At 44.3% G+C, this 16,164-nt stretch carries 16 protein-coding genes; 13 read left to right on the top strand and 3 right to left on the bottom strand.

Features of this window, described 5'->3' with window-relative positions:
• The first annotated feature begins 68 nt into the window (after positions 1 to 68).
• From D0466_RS02430 to D0466_RS02405, 5 genes are all read left to right on the top strand, one after another.
• Positions 69 to 1,256, top strand: coding sequence for an acyl-CoA dehydrogenase family protein (locus D0466_RS02430; protein WP_117320977.1), 1,188 nt, complete (start codon positions 69 to 71; stop codon positions 1,254 to 1,256).
• A complete protein-coding gene (locus tag D0466_RS02425; protein WP_117320976.1) occupies positions 1,216 to 2,430 on the top strand; it encodes an acyl-CoA dehydrogenase family protein in 1,215 nt (404 codons plus the stop codon). The genes D0466_RS02430 and D0466_RS02425 overlap by 41 nt, the downstream gene beginning before the upstream one ends.
• A 95-nt stretch (positions 2,431 to 2,525) precedes the next feature.
• The gene (locus D0466_RS02420) at positions 2,526 to 2,891 is read left to right on the top strand and encodes an SCP2 sterol-binding domain-containing protein (protein ID WP_117320975.1); all 366 of its coding nucleotides are present in this window, start codon (positions 2,526 to 2,528) and stop codon (positions 2,889 to 2,891) included.
• Between the two features lie 134 nt (positions 2,892 to 3,025).
• Entirely contained in the window at positions 3,026 to 3,646 is a 621-nt protein-coding gene (locus D0466_RS02415) for an enoyl-CoA hydratase/isomerase family protein (RefSeq protein WP_117320974.1), read from the top strand.
• Positions 3,647 to 4,583: 937 nt separating this feature from the next.
• Positions 4,584 to 5,567 carry a DMT family transporter gene (locus D0466_RS02405; protein WP_117320972.1) on the top strand — a complete coding sequence of 328 codons (984 nt, stop codon included), beginning with the start codon at positions 4,584 to 4,586 and terminating at the stop codon, positions 5,565 to 5,567.
• On the opposite strand, the gene D0466_RS02400 is transcribed toward D0466_RS02405, so the two are convergent.
• Positions 5,557 to 6,243, bottom strand: a complete 687-nt coding sequence (locus D0466_RS02400) for a LuxR C-terminal-related transcriptional regulator (protein WP_117320971.1) — start codon at positions 6,241 to 6,243, stop codon at positions 5,557 to 5,559. The two genes, D0466_RS02405 and D0466_RS02400, sit on opposite strands and share 11 nt — an antisense overlap.
• Positions 6,244 to 6,400: 157 nt before the next feature.
• Between D0466_RS02400 and D0466_RS02395 the strand changes: the two genes are divergently transcribed.
• The 3 genes from D0466_RS02395 (at position 6,401) to D0466_RS02385 (ending at position 10,135) form a co-directional block, all read left to right on the top strand.
• Entirely contained in the window at positions 6,401 to 7,288 is an 888-nt protein-coding gene (locus tag D0466_RS02395; protein ID WP_117320970.1) for a R2-like ligand-binding oxidase, read from the top strand.
• Between the two features lie 81 nt (positions 7,289 to 7,369).
• Entirely contained in the window at positions 7,370 to 8,902 is a 1,533-nt protein-coding gene (locus D0466_RS02390) for an aldehyde dehydrogenase family protein (protein ID WP_117320969.1), read from the top strand.
• A 21-nt stretch (positions 8,903 to 8,923) separates the two neighbouring features.
• The gene (locus D0466_RS02385) at positions 8,924 to 10,135 is read left to right on the top strand and encodes an iron-containing alcohol dehydrogenase (protein WP_117320968.1); all 1,212 of its coding nucleotides are present in this window, start codon (positions 8,924 to 8,926) and stop codon (positions 10,133 to 10,135) included.
• Positions 10,136 to 10,198: 63 nt separating this feature from the next.
• On the opposite strand, the gene cdaS is transcribed toward D0466_RS02385, so the two are convergent.
• Together cdaS and D0466_RS02375 are read right to left on the bottom strand one after the other, a co-directional pair.
• Positions 10,199 to 10,822 carry a sporulation-specific diadenylate cyclase CdaS gene (cdaS, locus tag D0466_RS02380; protein ID WP_117320967.1) on the bottom strand — a complete coding sequence of 208 codons (624 nt, stop codon included), beginning with the start codon at positions 10,820 to 10,822 and terminating at the stop codon, positions 10,199 to 10,201.
• A 140-nt stretch (positions 10,823 to 10,962) separates the two neighbouring features.
• Entirely contained in the window at positions 10,963 to 11,142 is a 180-nt protein-coding gene (locus D0466_RS02375; RefSeq protein WP_117320966.1) for a hypothetical protein, read from the bottom strand.
• A 381-nt stretch (positions 11,143 to 11,523) separates the two neighbouring features.
• Between D0466_RS02375 and pepF the strand changes: the two genes are divergently transcribed.
• From pepF to D0466_RS02350, 5 genes are all read left to right on the top strand, one after another.
• A complete protein-coding gene (gene pepF / locus D0466_RS02370; RefSeq protein ID WP_117320965.1) occupies positions 11,524 to 13,320 on the top strand; it encodes an oligoendopeptidase F in 1,797 nt (598 codons plus the stop codon).
• A 185-nt stretch (positions 13,321 to 13,505) separates the two neighbouring features.
• Positions 13,506 to 13,799 (top strand): 2TM domain-containing protein, encoded by a 294-nt coding sequence (locus D0466_RS02365; protein ID WP_117320964.1) that lies wholly within the window; start codon positions 13,506 to 13,508, stop codon positions 13,797 to 13,799.
• A 274-nt stretch (positions 13,800 to 14,073) separates the two neighbouring features.
• On the top strand, positions 14,074 to 14,592 hold the full coding sequence (locus D0466_RS02360) for a mismatch-specific DNA-glycosylase (protein WP_117320963.1): 519 nt from the start codon (positions 14,074 to 14,076) through the stop codon (positions 14,590 to 14,592).
• 108 nt (positions 14,593 to 14,700) lie between these two features.
• Positions 14,701 to 15,459: an exodeoxyribonuclease III gene (locus tag D0466_RS02355; RefSeq protein ID WP_117320962.1), complete on the top strand. Its 759-nt coding sequence runs from the start codon at positions 14,701 to 14,703 to the stop codon at positions 15,457 to 15,459.
• A 111-nt stretch (positions 15,460 to 15,570) separates the two neighbouring features.
• Positions 15,571 to 15,972, top strand: coding sequence for a cytosolic protein (locus D0466_RS02350; RefSeq protein ID WP_117320961.1), 402 nt, complete (start codon positions 15,571 to 15,573; stop codon positions 15,970 to 15,972).
• Positions 15,973 to 16,164 lie beyond the last annotated feature (192 nt).

Genomic DNA, 16,164 nt, shown 5'->3' with positions numbered 1-16,164 from the left:
GTATCAAACTAAAACAATAAACAATTAATTCTAAGAAAGTATAAACATTTTTTCAAGGAGGGATAAGGTTGGTATCTTTTAAGCCCACAGATGAAGAAGCGGCATTTGTAAAGATGGCAAAGGATTTCGCACTGCATGAAATCCGGCCGGCAGCCAGGGAAAGTGAAGAAAACAAAAAGGTGGATCATGCCATTATCAAAAAAGCGAATGAATTGGGATTTACTTTGCTAGAATTGCCTGAAAGCTGGGGAGGCCTTGAACTTCCATTGATTTCACAGGTGCAAATTACCGAAGCACTTGCCATGGGTGATTTAGGAGTCGTCCAAGGTCTTGGAGGAGCGGGAGACGCAGCCTCTTTTATACGAATGGACCCTGATAACAGCCTGTTGGCGGATTATAAAATATCCTTGGCTTCCGGAACAGAAACAGCGGCTGCCTTCTTAAATTGTGAAGAAGATGGGAAGCACAAAGTTACAATCGAAGCAAGCGGGGGAGAGTATCTGCTCAATGGCCGATCTGCACCGGTGAAAATGGCTGAAAAAGCCGAATGCCTCCTTATCTCAGGAGTAGACTCCGCAGGGGAAGACGTCCTGCTTTGGATCGGACATATTCAACAACATTCAGGACTTAGAAAGAAAACAGGCGGGGATTACCGTCTGGGATTGCTGTCTTCACACTTTGCAAGCTATGAGTTTGAAAATGTGAAGCTAAACCAGGCTTCTGTATTCGCTATGGGTGAAGCCGCCCGATCGTTGAAGGATAACGCAATATCACGGATTATCGTGCTGGAGGCTGCAAAAGAGGTTGGGCTGATGAATGCCGCTTTATCCTATACTGCTGAGTATACCTCCCAGCGGAAGGCCTTTGGCCAGGAAATTGCCAAGTTCCAAGGAGTTTCCTTTAACGTGGCACAAATGGCCATCGCTGCATCTGCTGCACGGAACCTCGTTTGGCATGCTGCCATGAAAATTGACCAGCAGGAGGCAGACGCTATTGGCTTCAGCATGGGTACTTTAAACAATGCACATGAGGCCGTTCGCTTTGTAACAGACTCAGCCGTCCAGCTGCTGGGCGGACATGGTTATGTCCAGGAGCATCCAGTGGAGAAATGGATGCGGGATGCCCAAGCACAGGTAAATGTATTTATGTCAGAGAGTGAACTGCTCGCACGGAGCGGCGATTATTTGCTAAGTGGAACGAAAGGGGGAATACAGGATGATATCTTACGAACTGTCACCGCATCAAAGCCAAGTTAAGGCAATTGTCCATTGGTTTGCGGAAAATGAGATCCGGCCGATCGCCATGATTTCCGATAAGCAAAAAAGGGTGCCTGATGAATGGCTAAATAAGGTTAATAGCATGGGCATAACACTCAGCACTTCTTCGTTCGGAGATGATGAAGGGAGGAATGCCGCTAAAAAAGAAGCAAAGGGCGAAAGGCAAGGCAATCGGCTTGGGGTCATAGCATCCGAAGAAATGGGGTGGGGCGATCCTGCCATCGCTTTGACTTTGCCAGGACCTGGCCTGGGAGGCCCGCCTGTACAGCACAGTGGGACACCAGAGCAAAAAAAACGGTTTCTATCAATCTTTTCAAGGGATGAAGAACCGCGTTGGGGAGCATACGCATTGACTGAACCGGACGCAGGGTCAGATGTATCCGGCTTGCAGACTACAGCGGTCAAAACAGATGGCGGCTATATCCTCAATGGACAAAAGATTTTTATCACGAACGGCGGGCGTGCCTCCTGGGTGGTCGTCTTCGCGACAGTTGACAGAAGCATCGGCAGGGCTGGGCATCGCGCCTTCGTGGTTGAGAAAGGGACTCCGGGCTTTAGCTGTTCAAGGCTTGCGGACAAAATGGGTTTAAGGGCCTCCGAGACCGCGGAACTGGTTTTTGAAGATTGTTTTGTCCCCGTAGAAAACCTACTTGGAGGCGAGGAATATTACGAGAATCTGAGTTCTGGTCCATCCGGTTTCCGGGTAGCGATGAAAACCTTTGACAGCACACGGCCAATCATTGCCGCAATGGCGACCGGGATTGCCCGCGGAGCCTATGAATATACGTTGGACATTATTAATAAAGAATTCCCGAAGCACGGCCGTTCCTATCAGACGGCTTGTGCCATATTGGCTAAGCTGAATCAAAATATCACAGCTTCCAGGCTGTTGACCTGGGAGGCTGCATGGAAGGCGGATATGGGGCTTCCGAATGCGAAAGAGGCAGCGATGTGCAAAGCTTATTCCGGAAAGATTGCACTGGAAGCAACATCAAAGTGCCTGGAATTGCTTGGACCGGCAGGCATGGAAGATACAATTGTTGAAAAAATGTACCGTGATGCGAAAATATTTGATATTTTCGAAGGCACAAACCAGATCCAACAACTGATCATTGCCCGCCATTTATATGAACCGCATGGTGTTAGAGTTTAGCTTAAGGAGGTGGTCCGTACACGGAGCATCATTGAAGTCAGGAAAACTAGCCAGTTAAATTTTAAGAATATTAAAATTTTAGGAGGAATTATTTTATGACACGTACAATCGAGGATTATTCACTAAAGGAAGTCATGCAGAAAATAGAAGAGGTATTGAATCAAGACTCTAAGCCGATTGAAGGTGTGAACGCAATCTACCAATACGATATTTCCGGTGAAGAAGAAGGCACCTACCAAATGCATTTAGCGGACGGAAAAGCAAAGGTGGTCGAGGGTGAAGAAGTAAAGGCTGATTGCATATTGAAGCTATCCATGCAGGATTTCAGGCATATGATGTTAGGAAAACTTAACGGCACGGCGGCATTCATGTCCGGAAAGCTGAAAATAAAAGGGGATATTGGAAAAGCGATTAAGATGGAAGGAATCCTGCGCCAATATAATGTAAAAGACTATCTCTAATCTTCCGGGGTCCGGACGCTCGTTCCGGATCCACTTTTCCACATAATGCGAAATGGATTGGCAATTAGGTGTGAAAACAGGGAGGGGTCAGATGAAGGCTAATAATTTAGTCGAGATGGTATGCCGCTCAGTCCATATCTACCCAGAAAAGGACGCTAGCGGGTGCAGATGTCAGTGAATTCGGTGACTTTTCAGATCCCGAACAAGCTAAGAATGCGATTCAGATCAGTCATGGCATCTTCAAAAAAATTGAGGAGTTTCCGAAACCTGTCATAGCCTGTATAAATGGCAAGGCTCTTGGAGGAGGGAACGAATTGCAAATGGCATGCCATTTGGCGATTGCTTCTGAAATGGCCGAGTTTGCGTTGCCTGAGGTACGCCTGGGAATCCTGCCGGGTTATGGCGGCACGCAAAGATTGCCCCGGCTAATCGGAAAACGTCGGGCACTGGAGCTTATTTTAAGCGGACAAAGAATATCTGCCCAGCGTGCATTGCAATACGGACTGATCAACAGAGTTGTCCCCGCAGAACAGCTGCTGGAGGAAGCCTTAAATTGGGCAGCACAATTTGCAGACGGGCCGCCGCTAGCGGTAAAAGGTATCCTGGAATCGGTCATGAAGGGTTCCGGCCAGCCGTTTGACGAGGGGTTGGAAATTGAACTGGGGCACATCCTGGCAGTTTCCCGTTCTGAAGACGCGATCGAAGGGGTGTCAGCGTTTTATACGAAGAGGACACCGGAATTCAAAGGAAAATAAAAGCTTTAATTCCAAAAATAGATTACTGATTTAATAAAAAGCTGGCAGCTTCTGGAGTTGATGGAACCTATGGCAGAATTGTTTCTTCAAAAATATTTAAAGCAGGCTTTCATATATTCCCGGCCTTTTGTGTAACGGGAGGCCGCATTACTATCTAGCAAATGACTCAGGAGATTCGCTAAAGATTCCGCCCGGGCTGGAGGACAAAGAACTATGTGAGACCATTAGAGGCAGCATGTACGGCGCAGCCAACCCGGTATACACGCTCATTTCTCTTAATGACATTAGGGAAAGATTCTTTCGTTTGGCTAAAGTAGCTTCGAAATGTCGAAGATGACTTGTTGGCTATAAAAATGAAACTGGAAAGGGAGCTTAAGATCGACCGGATCTACCATGTCCATTGGTTGATAAAGGCGGCAATGTGTATGCAAAAGAGGAAAACCCTTCACAATTGAAAAAAGCGCCCGGCACCATAGGGTTGCAAAAGCCGTATATATTATGGCTTTTTTGTTTTGGAAGCAGTCTGATCACATTTTCTTCGCGTGTGATGTTTAGTTATTAGCACAATCATGAAAAAAAGTATGAATGGGAATGCAGCCACGAGCTTTAAGAAATTTTCTGCCCCGGAAAAATAATAAGCGGCTGGCATGAACGTGACTAGGCTGAGCCATAGCAATTTCCTGGATTTCAATAATACTCCATAGAAAAAACAAACAACGGAACAAATAAATGTCAATTGCCATAGGAATAACACTGCATTAAACATATTCCTTCCTCACTTTAAGCCTTCAATTTCCTACACAAAAGTATATACTTCTAATCACAGTTTTGTAAATCCGCAAAACGTACAATTCAGAATATTTAAGCATATGATTGCTATTATTGGATTTCCAGGTACAATAAACCATATAGATTTTGGAGAAATGAGGTGGACCCGTTGCGTCCGATTGCTTTAGGTGTATGCGCCGCTTTCTTTTTCGCTTTTACATTTATTTTAAACAGGATGATGGATCTTTCGGGTGGCAGCTGGCTTTGGAGCGCGTCCATGCGATATTTTTTTATGGTGCCGATGCTCCTCATCATTGTCATGTCACGAAAAAACTTAGTTCCTTTGTTAAAGGAAATGAAAACACGACCATCATATTGGCTCAAGTGGAGCTTTGTCGGGTTCGGCTTGTTTTATGCTCCCATTTGCTTTTCGGCAGCATACGGTCCTGGCTGGTTGATTGCAGGAACATGGCTGGTCACGATCATCTCCGGTTCCTTGCTTGTGCCGTTTTTTTATGAGACGAAACAGACAGCCGCCGGCACGGTGCGCATAAAAGGGAAAATTCCGTACCGTGGCTTGATGATGTCCATGATCATTCTTCTCGGAGTCGCCCTTATGCAGTATGAGCATGCTACGGCCCTTACAATAAAGGAAACTCTCTTAAGCGTTTTCCCCCTCATTATCGCATCATTTGCCTATCCTTTAGGCAATCGGAAAATGATGGAGGTTACTTCAGGAAGGCTGGATGCCTGGCAGCGAGTATTGGGCATGACGATTGCAAGTCTGCCGTTTTGGCTTATCTTGTCTCTTTATGGCTTTTTCACAGTGGGTCCTCCAGCACCGGAACAGGTCTGGCAGTCAGCCGCAGTCGCCCTCTTTTCAGGTGTATTTGCAACGGTTCTGTTTTTCGCAGCAACCGATCTGGTAAAAGGAAACATGCAGAAGTTAGGCGCGGTTGAGGCTACACAATCTTTGGAGGTCTTATTCGCTGCTGCAGGGGAAATTGTCTTGCTCTCGGGCGTTTGGCCATCCGCCGTGTCCTGGACCGGCATGATGTTCGTTATTCTTGGCATGGTTCTGCATAGTTACGTCTCATCCAGGCCGAAAAAAACGCTTTTACAGCCGGTTAACGAAGGAAAAATTACAGGATGATCCCTGTCCTCATTCCCACTGCAACCGCCTCAGCTCGGTGATTGACGCCGAGCTTTCTCATGCTTGCGCTGATATAATCCCTCACTGTGAATTCGCTTACATTCATCATGGAAGCCATTTCCTTCATAGAATATCCATTCGCCAGGTACTGCAGGGCTTCCGTCTCCCTATTGCTCAGGGCCGGCTTATCTGTTGTATTGTGGGACAAGGGGGATAAAGCCATTTTGAAATAATGGGATAAAAGTGACAAATAGTTTTTTGTAAAAGGATATTCCCCCATATATCTGTCTACCAAAACAAAACCGACTACTATATTTAAAAGGCTGATGGGGACAATCGCAAGAGATGAAAGCTGAAAATGGCGGACATATTTATCAGGGAAGGTTTCCAAGATGTCTTTGCGGTTGATGAAGATGGGTTTATTTCGTTTTACTGCCTGATAAAGCGGAAAGATGGATCGGACGTCATCTTTTACGTGCTCCAGGGAAATGACTTTACTGTTTTCAATCAGAAAGATTCCTTCACCGAAATGGCTTAATGGGGAGTAAGTGAATAGTGACGCACGCTCGAAAGGAAATAAATGAATGCACCCGCGCAGCATTTGTTCAGCCTTTTTCCGGACATCGTTAACTTCGGCAACACTCTTAATATATTCTTTTGCAGATTTCTCCATCATTCGACGTTCTTCCCCCCTATATTTTCAGTAATGTTTTTTCTGCTGAATCCATCGTACTATAAAGTGAAAGCCCTTACAAATATTATTGGCATTCTGTTTGATTTTTGCTTGGTGGTATAGTTTTTTAGGGCTTTATAAGTTCTTAGGAGGGTTATATATGGAGAAGAGAACGTTTTTGACGACGAGTAAAAGAGGGCTCTTGGTAGATTCGCTCCCGTTCCGCCTGTATCAAAAGGCAAAGAAATTCGGCGTTTGGAATCCTGTTGATTTCGACTTCACCCAGGATGTTAAGGACTGGAACAACTTTTCGGCCGAACAAAGAGAAGCGATCTTGCGGCTGATTTCACTATTCCAGGCCGGGGAGGAAGCCGTGACAAGGGATTTGCTGCCGTTGATGATGGTCATTGCAAAAGAAGGGCGACTGGAAGAGGAAATGTTTTTGACAACCTTTTTATTCGAAGAAGCAAAGCATACAGAATTTTTCAGGCTCCTGTTGAATGCGCTCGGGGAAACTGGGGATCTCTCCATCTATCATTCTGATGTCTATAACACTATTTTTAATGAAGTCCTGCCTAATGCATTAGAGCGTCTAGAGCATGATCATTCCCCTGAGGCGCTGGCTGAAGCCTCGACCGTATATAACATGTTCGTAGAGGGAGTACTTGCAGAAACTGGTTATTATTCATTCTATCAATCATTGGAGTCGATTGGCGCCATGCCAGCTTTATTGAAAGGCATCGGCTATCTGAAAAAGGACGAAGGGCGCCACATTGCATACGGTACATTTTTATTGCAGCGCCTGATCAGCGAACACCCGCATCTTTTTGACATTGTGGCAAACAAGATGGAAGAACTGACTCCGCTTGCCATTGAACTGAACCAGCAGGGAATGGTTGAAGATTCTCCCTTTGGAAATAACTTTGATGACACAATGAATTTTACGATGAAGCAGCTATCTGTACGCATGGAGATCCTGGCCAAATCAAAAGGCAAGAAATTGGATGACATCTACAAACAACAGGAAAGTGAATTCGGGGTTGTGTAAGTAACCGATTTATAAGCTATGCATTTATGCAAATAGGAAAGTTAGTTTTTCCTATTTGCCACGCTAAAAGGAGGATGAAAAATGACAGTTCAAGTTGATATTCAAACTTTCCCGTTATTTATCAATGGGAAATGGGAACCGGCAGCAGGAGGGCAAACTTTCGATGTCTTCAATCCGGCAAATGGCGATTTGGCTGCGCGGGCAGCGAAAGCGACCGCACAAGACGTCGATAAAGCCGTACAGGCTGCAAGGGATGCTTTTGACAAAACGGACTGGAAGGAAATGCCGCCAAAAGACCGGGCGAAAGTATTGAACGCGATCGCTCATGGCATTGCAACCAATGCCCAGGAGCTTGCCTTTCTAGAAACCATTTCCAGCGGGGGTACGATCCGCAGGGTTGCCTCCAGCGATATTTTGCAGATGGTCGATTTATTTAATACAATGGCTAAATTTGTTCAAACCTACCCATTTTCGGAGACACTTCCATCTCCGCCATTTCCGGGGCCTGCGCACAATTTTATCTGGAGGGAACCGATCGGCGTATGCGCGGCTATCACACCATGGAATATGCCCATGTTGATTGCGACCTGGAAAATAGCCCCGGCACTGGCTATGGGGAACACCATCGTCATTAAACCGGCAAGCTATACCCCACTCTCCACACTCAAATTGGCAGAAATCATTTCACAATTTGTCCCTCCCGGGGTCATCAATGTGATCACCGGGCCTGGTGCCGAGGTTGGAGAAGCGTTGGTTCGACATCCAAAGGTCGATAAAGTTGCCTTTACCGGATCGACTGAAGTCGGACGGAGCATCATGGCCCTTGCATCCGGCACGATTAAAAACACAACCCTGGAACTTGGCGGGAAATCCCCGAACATTATTCTCGAGGATGCAGATCTGGATATTGTTATTCCTGGCAGCTTGTTCGGCGTGTTCTTGCACTCAGGCCAGCTTTGTGAATCCGGTACCCGGTTATTTGTACCGGACAAGCTGCATGACGAAATAGTCGAACGGCTTGTAGCGCTTGCGAAGACATTGAAACCGGGCAATCCTCTTGATCCGGATACCACGATCGGCCCTGTCATTTCTAAGCGGCAAAAAGAAACCATTCTCTCTTACATTGAATCAGGCAAGCAAGAAGGAGCGACATTGGTTTGCGGTGGGAATGAAGTGGCTGTACCAGGATGCGAGGGGGGACACTTCATTGAACCGACAATCTTTACGGATGTCACAAATGATATGAAGATTGCGCAGGAGGAGATCTTCGGTCCAGTACTCTCAGTAATCCGTTATTCCGATGTGGAAGAAGCCATTGCAATGGCAAATGACTCAATATACGGACTTGCTGCGGGTGTTTGGACACGTGATGTCAATAAAGCTTACGATGTTGCGAGAAAGCTGCAGGCGGGAGTTATTTGGATCAATGACTGGCATATGCTCCGCAATGATGCTCCTTTCGGGGGCTACAAACAGAGCGGAATCGGGCGTGAAATGGGTAAACATTCGCTTGATGCCTATACACAGCTGAAACACGTTCATACTTCAATGGTTCCCGAGCTTCATAAAAGGAGCTGGTACCAAATTTTATTTTCAAATTCCGATAAATCTTAAAAAAAAGCAGGGGTGATGACTATGCTTACAACGACAATGTCCAGTTACTGGCTGCGCACAGCCATACAAAGCGGTTCAAATACAAGGGCGCTCGTACCGGATTTATTCAGGGGATTGGGTGCCAAAAGAGTTGTTCTTTTTAGTGACAGAGGATTGGAAAAGGCAGGTATCGTGGAAAAGGTAGCACAAATATTCAGCCTGACTCCGCATGGGACTGGGCCAGAGCTAGCGGGCATTTTTCTGGATATCACACAGGATGCGGAAAGTAGCTGTGTGAATGCGGCTGCGCGGTATGCAAGGGAAGTAGGTGCCGATGCATTGCTTGCCGTCGGGGGAGGCAGCGTGCTCGATACCGTTAAAGGAGTGAAATACTCCTTATTCAAGGGGTTGACTGACATAAAGGAAGCAATACCGGGTGGTTTTGTAATGGAATCATTCCCGCAAGCCCAGTATATCCCGATTCCTCATATCTCGATTCCTACAACAGCGGGAACGGGATCCGAGGTTTCCCCGATAGCGGTCATTTACAATGAAGAAATAAAGATGAAAACAAATATCATTAATCCATTCATCAGTGCGGATATGGCGATTTTAGACCCTGACCTGACAACAGGGCTGCCGCCGCTTATTACAGCCTTTACCGGGATGGACGCATTGACTCATGCGATCGAGGCACTAGCTTCGCCTAACGCAACTTCCTTGACAGATTCCTATGCATTGCACGCCATTCGTCTCATCGAAAAAAATCTTCCGCTCGCTGTCAGTGACGGTGCGAATGTGGAGGCCCGAATGGAAATGCTACATGCGAGCCTAATGGGAATAACCGCATTCAGTTTCGCTTTGAATGCCATTCCTGTGCATAACTTGGCACATGCATACGGTGCGATGTTCCGAATTCCGCATGGCCTTGCGAACGCTGTTTTCTTGCCTGTCGTAATGGAATATATTCCTGACCTGTACCTTCCTAAGGCAAAGCAACTTGCTGACGCATTGGATATTAAAGTGGACATAGATGACCAGAGGGCGCTGCTTGCCAAGGCAGTTGACAAGATCCGGGCGCTGCAGGTAAAAACCGGGCTCCCGGCTGACTTTTCTCAATATAATATTTCTGAGGAAGATCTGCAAAAGGCAACAGGTGCTGTTGCGTCAGATCCGGCTGCTGTGAGTTTTCCGATGCCTGCTCAATTGATTGAAGCAATTGGCCAAAGGGTAGTTCCTGTTCCTGTAAAATAGACTTGAACGGCTCCGCCTATAACGGGGCTGTTTTTCTATATTTGATAAATTCGATATGAAAATCTAGGGAATTTCATGATTATTACTGATTGGGTAGAGAGTCCCATTTAAGGCAAACGAAATCTTCCCTGTTTCTTCTGAGACAACTAAAACGAGGGCATCAGTCTGATCTGATAATCCAAGTGAAGCCCGATGTCTTGTGCCAATTTTTTTTCCGGTTAAAACTTGTGAAGTGAGAGGCAGTACATTGGCTGCTGAGACAATCGTATTTTCCCGCACCAATACTGCTCCATCATGGAGCGGATTTCCCGGATAAAATATCGACTCAATCAATGAAGGAGTTAATAATGCACCTATTGGGACCCCTTTTTGGATGTAGTCATCAACTGGCACTGTGCGTTCAATGACTATAATGGCTCCGTGTTTTTTCTTGCTTAGATGTTGGGTGCTTTTTGCTATTTCCTCATGCTTAGCTGTATATGCCGATAGGTAGCAGGTCAAATAAAAGGACGAAGCAATAGCTTCCATTTTCAAGCATTCTTTTTTGATTTCTTCAAGCTTACATAATAGGCAGTTTTCTTCATCATTAACTGCTTCAATGCTTTTGGTCAGTTCATCCCTTATAGAAAGCATTGTCTCTTTCAATTGGAATTTGAGCGGTGAAAAATCGCAATTGATCTGTTCCATAGTTTCCAGACATCCTTTCTTAGATCGGTTTGTACTATCATTTCCCCCAAATATAACCTTATTCAGACCGGTTCATTGCTAAATAACAAAAAGCCCCTTGCTTAGGAGCTGTTACTCCATTGGCAAAGGGGGTTTTTCTTTTACATGCTATTTAATGCAGTTCCATTTAAATCGAATTCCGGTGTATCTTCCCTTAGTTGGGCCAATTCAAATGTATTGGCACCTAATAAGTTTTTGGAGATGGCGTTATGGTCTTGATCACCTGGACCTCTAACCGCATCATCATTCTCAATATTCCAGAGGTTGAGGATTTTGGACATTCACAATCAACTCCTTTAGTTTTTAAAATAGTTTCCGGCAACTACCCGAATCAAATACATTTCATTTATCTTTTTCCCGTGGCTATCTATTATCCCCTGGACTATTAACAGTTTCATCATTCCCTTTATTCCAATGGCAGCAGTTCATCCACATCGTAGAATCATCTCCTTTGGTTTCCCGAGAATGTCATGCAATATAGTTTTACCCTTTCTTACTAGAATACAAACTACTAAAACCGTTTTTTATTTAGGTGGTCTTACAGCCTGGAAAAATTGGTTCTTTTTAATAAGCACCTTCATTTTCTTTAAAAACGGAATAGGATAATATAAATATTAATACTATTTAGGAAATGCAATTCTTAGTAAGAGGAGCGTATATACGTGAAAACATACCAATCCAGGCAGGAAGTGCCCGAAAAAGAGCGATGGGACTTAACAGATATATATGAAAGCAAAAGCGACTGGGAACAGGATTACAGCCGTATAGGGAAAATGGCTGAAGAGTTGAACAGTTTTGATGGCCGCCTGAGCGAGGCTTTTGGGTTGTATTCATACTTGTGTAAAAGTGAAGAATTATCTTTATTGTACCGTAAAGTATATGCGTACGCGATGCTGCAGGTCGACTGTGACACAAGGGAGGCAGCAACTCAGGCTTTGCTTGACAGGGCAAGCCAGCTCGGGCAAAAAATAACCGCAGCCAATTCATTTTTCATGCCATATTTGCTAAGCCTTGAAGAAGAAACCCTGAAAAGTTACATAGCAGAAGTGGAAGGTTTAAAATATTTTGAAGAGGAGCTGCTTGATTCTTACCGGTACAAAGAGCACGTTTTAAGAAAGGATCAGGAAGAAATACTATCGCAGATTGGCGAGGCACTGTCTGCTCCACAAAAAACATTTGGCATGCTGAACAACGCAGACATAAAGTTCGGGGACGTTACAGATGAATATGGCAAGAAGATTGAGCTGACCCGCGGGTTGTATTCGAAATTGATAGAACACGAGGATCGCGGAAAAAGAAAAGAGGCATATAAAGCTTATTACAAGCCTTATATTCAGATGAAAAACACAATTGCTTCCACATTATCCGCTGCGGTGAAGAATAATGTCCTTCTTTCTAAAATGAGGAATTATCCATCCGCAATTGAAAAATCCCTTTTTTCTGACAAGGTGCCGTTACAGGTTTACGAAAACCTGATAAAAGCGACAAAGGAAAATGTCGATCCGATGCATAAATACCTGGATGTTCGCAAGAAAACGCTGGGTTTGGAAGAACTCCGCCAATATGACCTGAGCGTCCCGCTTGTAAAAGGCATCAAACAGGAAATAGCATACGATGAAGCATATGAAACGATGATAAATGCCCTGAAACCGCTCGGTAAAGATTATACAGACACATTATCCGGCTTTAAAGAAAAACGATACATAGATGTGCGGGAGACCCCTGGAAAGCGTACCGGGGCCTACAATTTGGGGATTTACGGAGTTCATCCGTATATACTCCTGAACCATCAGGATGATCTGGACAGCCTGTTTACCCTTGCCCATGAATGCGGGCATGCGATGCACTCTTACTATAGTTCAAAACACCAGCCCCAAATTACAGCTGGCTATTCAATATTTGTGGCTGAAGTGGCATCAACGGTAAATGAAATACTGCTTATCCATTATCTGTTAAACACAACGGATAATAAGCTGATGAAAAAACACTTGCTGAACCATTTTATTGACGGCTTCAAAGGGACATTTTTTACCCAGGTGATGTTTGCGGAATTCGAGAAAACCGTCCATGAAAAAGCCGCAGAAGGTGAACCGCTCCATGCCGAGGCATTCAATTCGATCTATGAAAACCTGTTTAAGGAATACAATGGCTCCGGCCTTCTTGTGTTGGATGAAGAAGTAAAATACGGATGGTCACGGATCCCGCACTTTTACCGTCCTTTTTATGTTTATAAATACGCTACAGGCTATGCGTCTGCACTTCATATTGCTGACAGGATCCTTTCGGGTGATCAGGGAACCTTAAACAGCTATTTGGAGTTCCTGAAAAGCGGGAGCTCGGATTATCCGCTTGAATTGTTAAGGAAGACCGGGGTTGATTTGACGACACCGGAACCCATACAGGGCGCACTTGCCATCTTCGGAGGGTTAGTGGATGAATTTGCGCTGGTGATGGATTAAGCAGGCGCCATCACTTTATATGGCCCCGTAATTCAGCCCAATGGAGCAACCACAGCGATTTTTCTTGACATAGGGGATAAATGTTGGACACAAAGTAAAATTAAGATTATTTAAAAATAAGTCCGCCTTTATATTCCATAATATTCCTTATGCCATTATAATTAGAAAAAAAGGGATGTGGGATTATGGATTTATCTCCAAACGAACAAGAAGAATATCACACGGCCAAAAAGAGAGTCATGCTTCTGAAATCTTTTTATATACACGCATTCGTGTATTTTATGGTGAATATATTCTTATTTATTGTTGATATGTTGGATGACTCCTCTAACTTTTGGTTCTTCTGGCCGCTACTTGGCTGGGGGATAGGCCTGGCAGCACACGGCTTAACCGTGTTTTTCTCTGGAGGCCTTTTTTCAAAGGATTGGGAAGATAGAAAGATCCGTGAGTACATGGAAAAAGATAATAGAAAACGGTAAGATCAATGATCTTTTACAAATCCCGCCGAATGCCGGGTCTTTTGAAAAGCGAAAACAGGGCCTAGCTGAGGCCCGCATGATGTGGGGTACAGAGTGGGAGACATACAACGTGCACTGATAGCCTGTATTCTGCTTAATGCAGATAGGGAAGATTAAAATATCTTATCTGCCATAAAAGAGGCCTGACAAAGGTGCATAACCTTTTCAGGTCTTTTATCATTATTCTTTAGGTTAGTTTACAAAATCGATAAAATCAAAGGAGGGATTCAGGCGAATGGAACCAATTAAAGACCATTTAAGAGATAATTTGGATATATTGTTTTGCGGATTCAATCCCAGCATCCGTTCTGGAGAAACAGGACATCATTATGCAAATCCCAACAATAGATTCTGGAGGATTCTGCATGAAGGAGGGATAACGCCTAGAAAATACCGGCCGGAAGAGGACTTTTCATTATTGGAGTTAGGGTATGGCTTCACAAATATTGTATCGAGGCCAACAAAAGCCGCGGATGAGATCACGAAGGAAGAATACAGGCAAGGCAGGGAGAATCTAAAAAAGAAAATTGATACATACAAACCCAAAATCGTCTGTTTCGTTGGAAAAGGTGTATATCAACATTATAGCGGCATCAAAGTCGCTCCCTGGGGGCCTCAGGAGGAACCCGTCATTCCGGGCACTATTGATTTTGTAGCACCATCATCCAGCGGGCTGGTGAGGATGAAGATAGAAGATGTCATTGAAATTTATAGCAAACTGCCTGTACTGCTTAGGTCCCTCAACGAAAAATAGCTAACCCTTGTCTACAATCTAAGTTTCATTGCTTTAATCATATGTTTGATAAGTGTATAGTATTAACATAGTTTAATAGACTTACAGCAAGGAGCAGATTGGATTTTTATGAAACTGGTATCTTGGAATGTCAATGGAATACGTGCCTGCACAGGCAAGGGTTTTATAGAATACTTTAACGAAATGGACGCAGACATATTCTGCATCCAGGAATCTAAATTGCAAGAAGGGCAAATCAACTTAGAACTTGCCGGCTACCATCAATATTGGAATTATGCGCAGCGTAAAGGCTATTCAGGGACAGCGATTTTTACGAAAGAGAAGCCGTTGTCTGTAAGATATGGTGTTGGTGCGGCGGAAGAGGAAGAAGAAGGCCGGATCATCACCCTGGAATATGATAAATTTTACATGGTCACTGTATATACGCCAAATTCACAAAGGGATCTTGCAAGAATGCCGTACAGGCTTGAATGGGAGGACCAGATCAGGGATTACCTAAAGGAATTGGATGCCCATAAGCCGGTAATCCTTTGCGGGGATTTAAATGTGGCGCACAATGAGATAGACTTGAAGAATCCAAAATCGAACCGCAAGAATTCTGGCTTTACAATGGAAGAACGAGGAAAAATGACCGAATTGCTTGATTCGGGTTTTATTGATACCTTCAGGCACCTTTATCCTGATAAAGAAGGGGCTTATACCTGGTGGTCTTACATGAACAAGGTCAGGGAGAGGAATATCGGCTGGCGGATCGATTACTTTATTGCATCGGAAAGATTGGCTGAATTTATAAAGGACGCTCAAATCCATTCGCATGTTTTAGGAAGCGATCATTGCCCTGTAATCCTTGAGCTTGAGATGGATTAACTAAGAAAAAAAAGGATATAAAGAATATGTAACCAATATTTACGGGCATTAAAGGGAATAATGCTATTGTATGCGCAGGAAGAATATTCTTTACTTATCAAGGAGGGTATCATGAAATCTTTCATTGTAAGCTTTCATCAGGAAGATAATGTGGACACAATGCAGCTTCAAAAGCTAAACCGCGAAGAATTTGAAAAGGCAACAAGCGGCGGTTCACGCCGTTTATTCGAACTGGACACAAATATTGGGTTTTTCGTTTTTTTAGATGCAGAAGATGAGGATGGGGACCTTTCTTATCTCGTGCTCCAATATGAAGGGGAAAACGAGGAACCAAGCGGATGCTATTCATTTGAACTGAAGGACTTTTATGAATTCATGGCGCTTTTCCTGCAGGATGCCTATTTCTATGAGGAAAGTGAAGGTGGTGAAGAAGAGGAACAATACGGGCCGGTGCATCACCTCGCGCATTTGTTATTTCATATAGTCGAAAATGGAGCAGATCTAAACCCTTGATGAGTAAACAGTTTAGAAACTTGATGAATATCTCTATTTGATTTGGACACTTCGGGATTAAAGCAATGGAAATGTCCACCTTTGAGTTATGAGATAACACCTAGGAATCAGCCAAAAATAAATTCCTTCAACGAGGAAATGAATGAACAAAAACCTGTTAGAATATTGGGAATATTATTGACAAATGAATGA

This window comes from Peribacillus glennii, assembly GCF_003429105.1.
GTDB classification, from domain to species: Bacteria; Bacillota; Bacilli; order Bacillales; family DSM-1321; genus Peribacillus; species Peribacillus glennii.
The sequence above is the reverse complement of the archived record's forward strand: the minus strand, read 5'-3'. Positions and strand labels throughout refer to the sequence as shown.

Bases quoted from the DNA above. Each gene is read 5' to 3' on its own strand.
- D0466_RS02425 (WP_117320976.1), top strand. From the start codon at position 1,216: ATGATATCTTACGAACTGTCACCGCATCAAAGCCAAGTTAAGGCAATT.
- D0466_RS02420 (WP_117320975.1), top strand. From the start codon at position 2,526: ATGACACGTACAATCGAGGATTATTCACTAAAGGAAGTCATGCAGAAA.
- D0466_RS02400 (WP_117320971.1), bottom strand. From the start codon at position 6,243: ATGATGGAGAAATCTGCAAAAGAATATATTAAGAGTGTTGCCGAAGTT.
- D0466_RS02395 (WP_117320970.1), top strand. From the start codon at position 6,401: ATGGAGAAGAGAACGTTTTTGACGACGAGTAAAAGAGGGCTCTTGGTA.
- D0466_RS02390 (WP_117320969.1), top strand. From the start codon at position 7,370: ATGACAGTTCAAGTTGATATTCAAACTTTCCCGTTATTTATCAATGGG.
- D0466_RS02385 (WP_117320968.1), top strand. From the start codon at position 8,924: ATGCTTACAACGACAATGTCCAGTTACTGGCTGCGCACAGCCATACAA.
- cdaS (WP_117320967.1), bottom strand. From the start codon at position 10,822: ATGGAACAGATCAATTGCGATTTTTCACCGCTCAAATTCCAATTGAAA.
- D0466_RS02375 (WP_117320966.1), bottom strand. From the start codon at position 11,142: ATGTCCAAAATCCTCAACCTCTGGAATATTGAGAATGATGATGCGGTT.
- D0466_RS02365 (WP_117320964.1), top strand. From the start codon at position 13,506: ATGGATTTATCTCCAAACGAACAAGAAGAATATCACACGGCCAAAAAG.
- D0466_RS02360 (WP_117320963.1), top strand. From the start codon at position 14,074: ATGGAACCAATTAAAGACCATTTAAGAGATAATTTGGATATATTGTTT.
- D0466_RS02355 (WP_117320962.1), top strand. From the start codon at position 14,701: ATGAAACTGGTATCTTGGAATGTCAATGGAATACGTGCCTGCACAGGC.
- D0466_RS02350 (WP_117320961.1), top strand. From the start codon at position 15,571: ATGAAATCTTTCATTGTAAGCTTTCATCAGGAAGATAATGTGGACACA.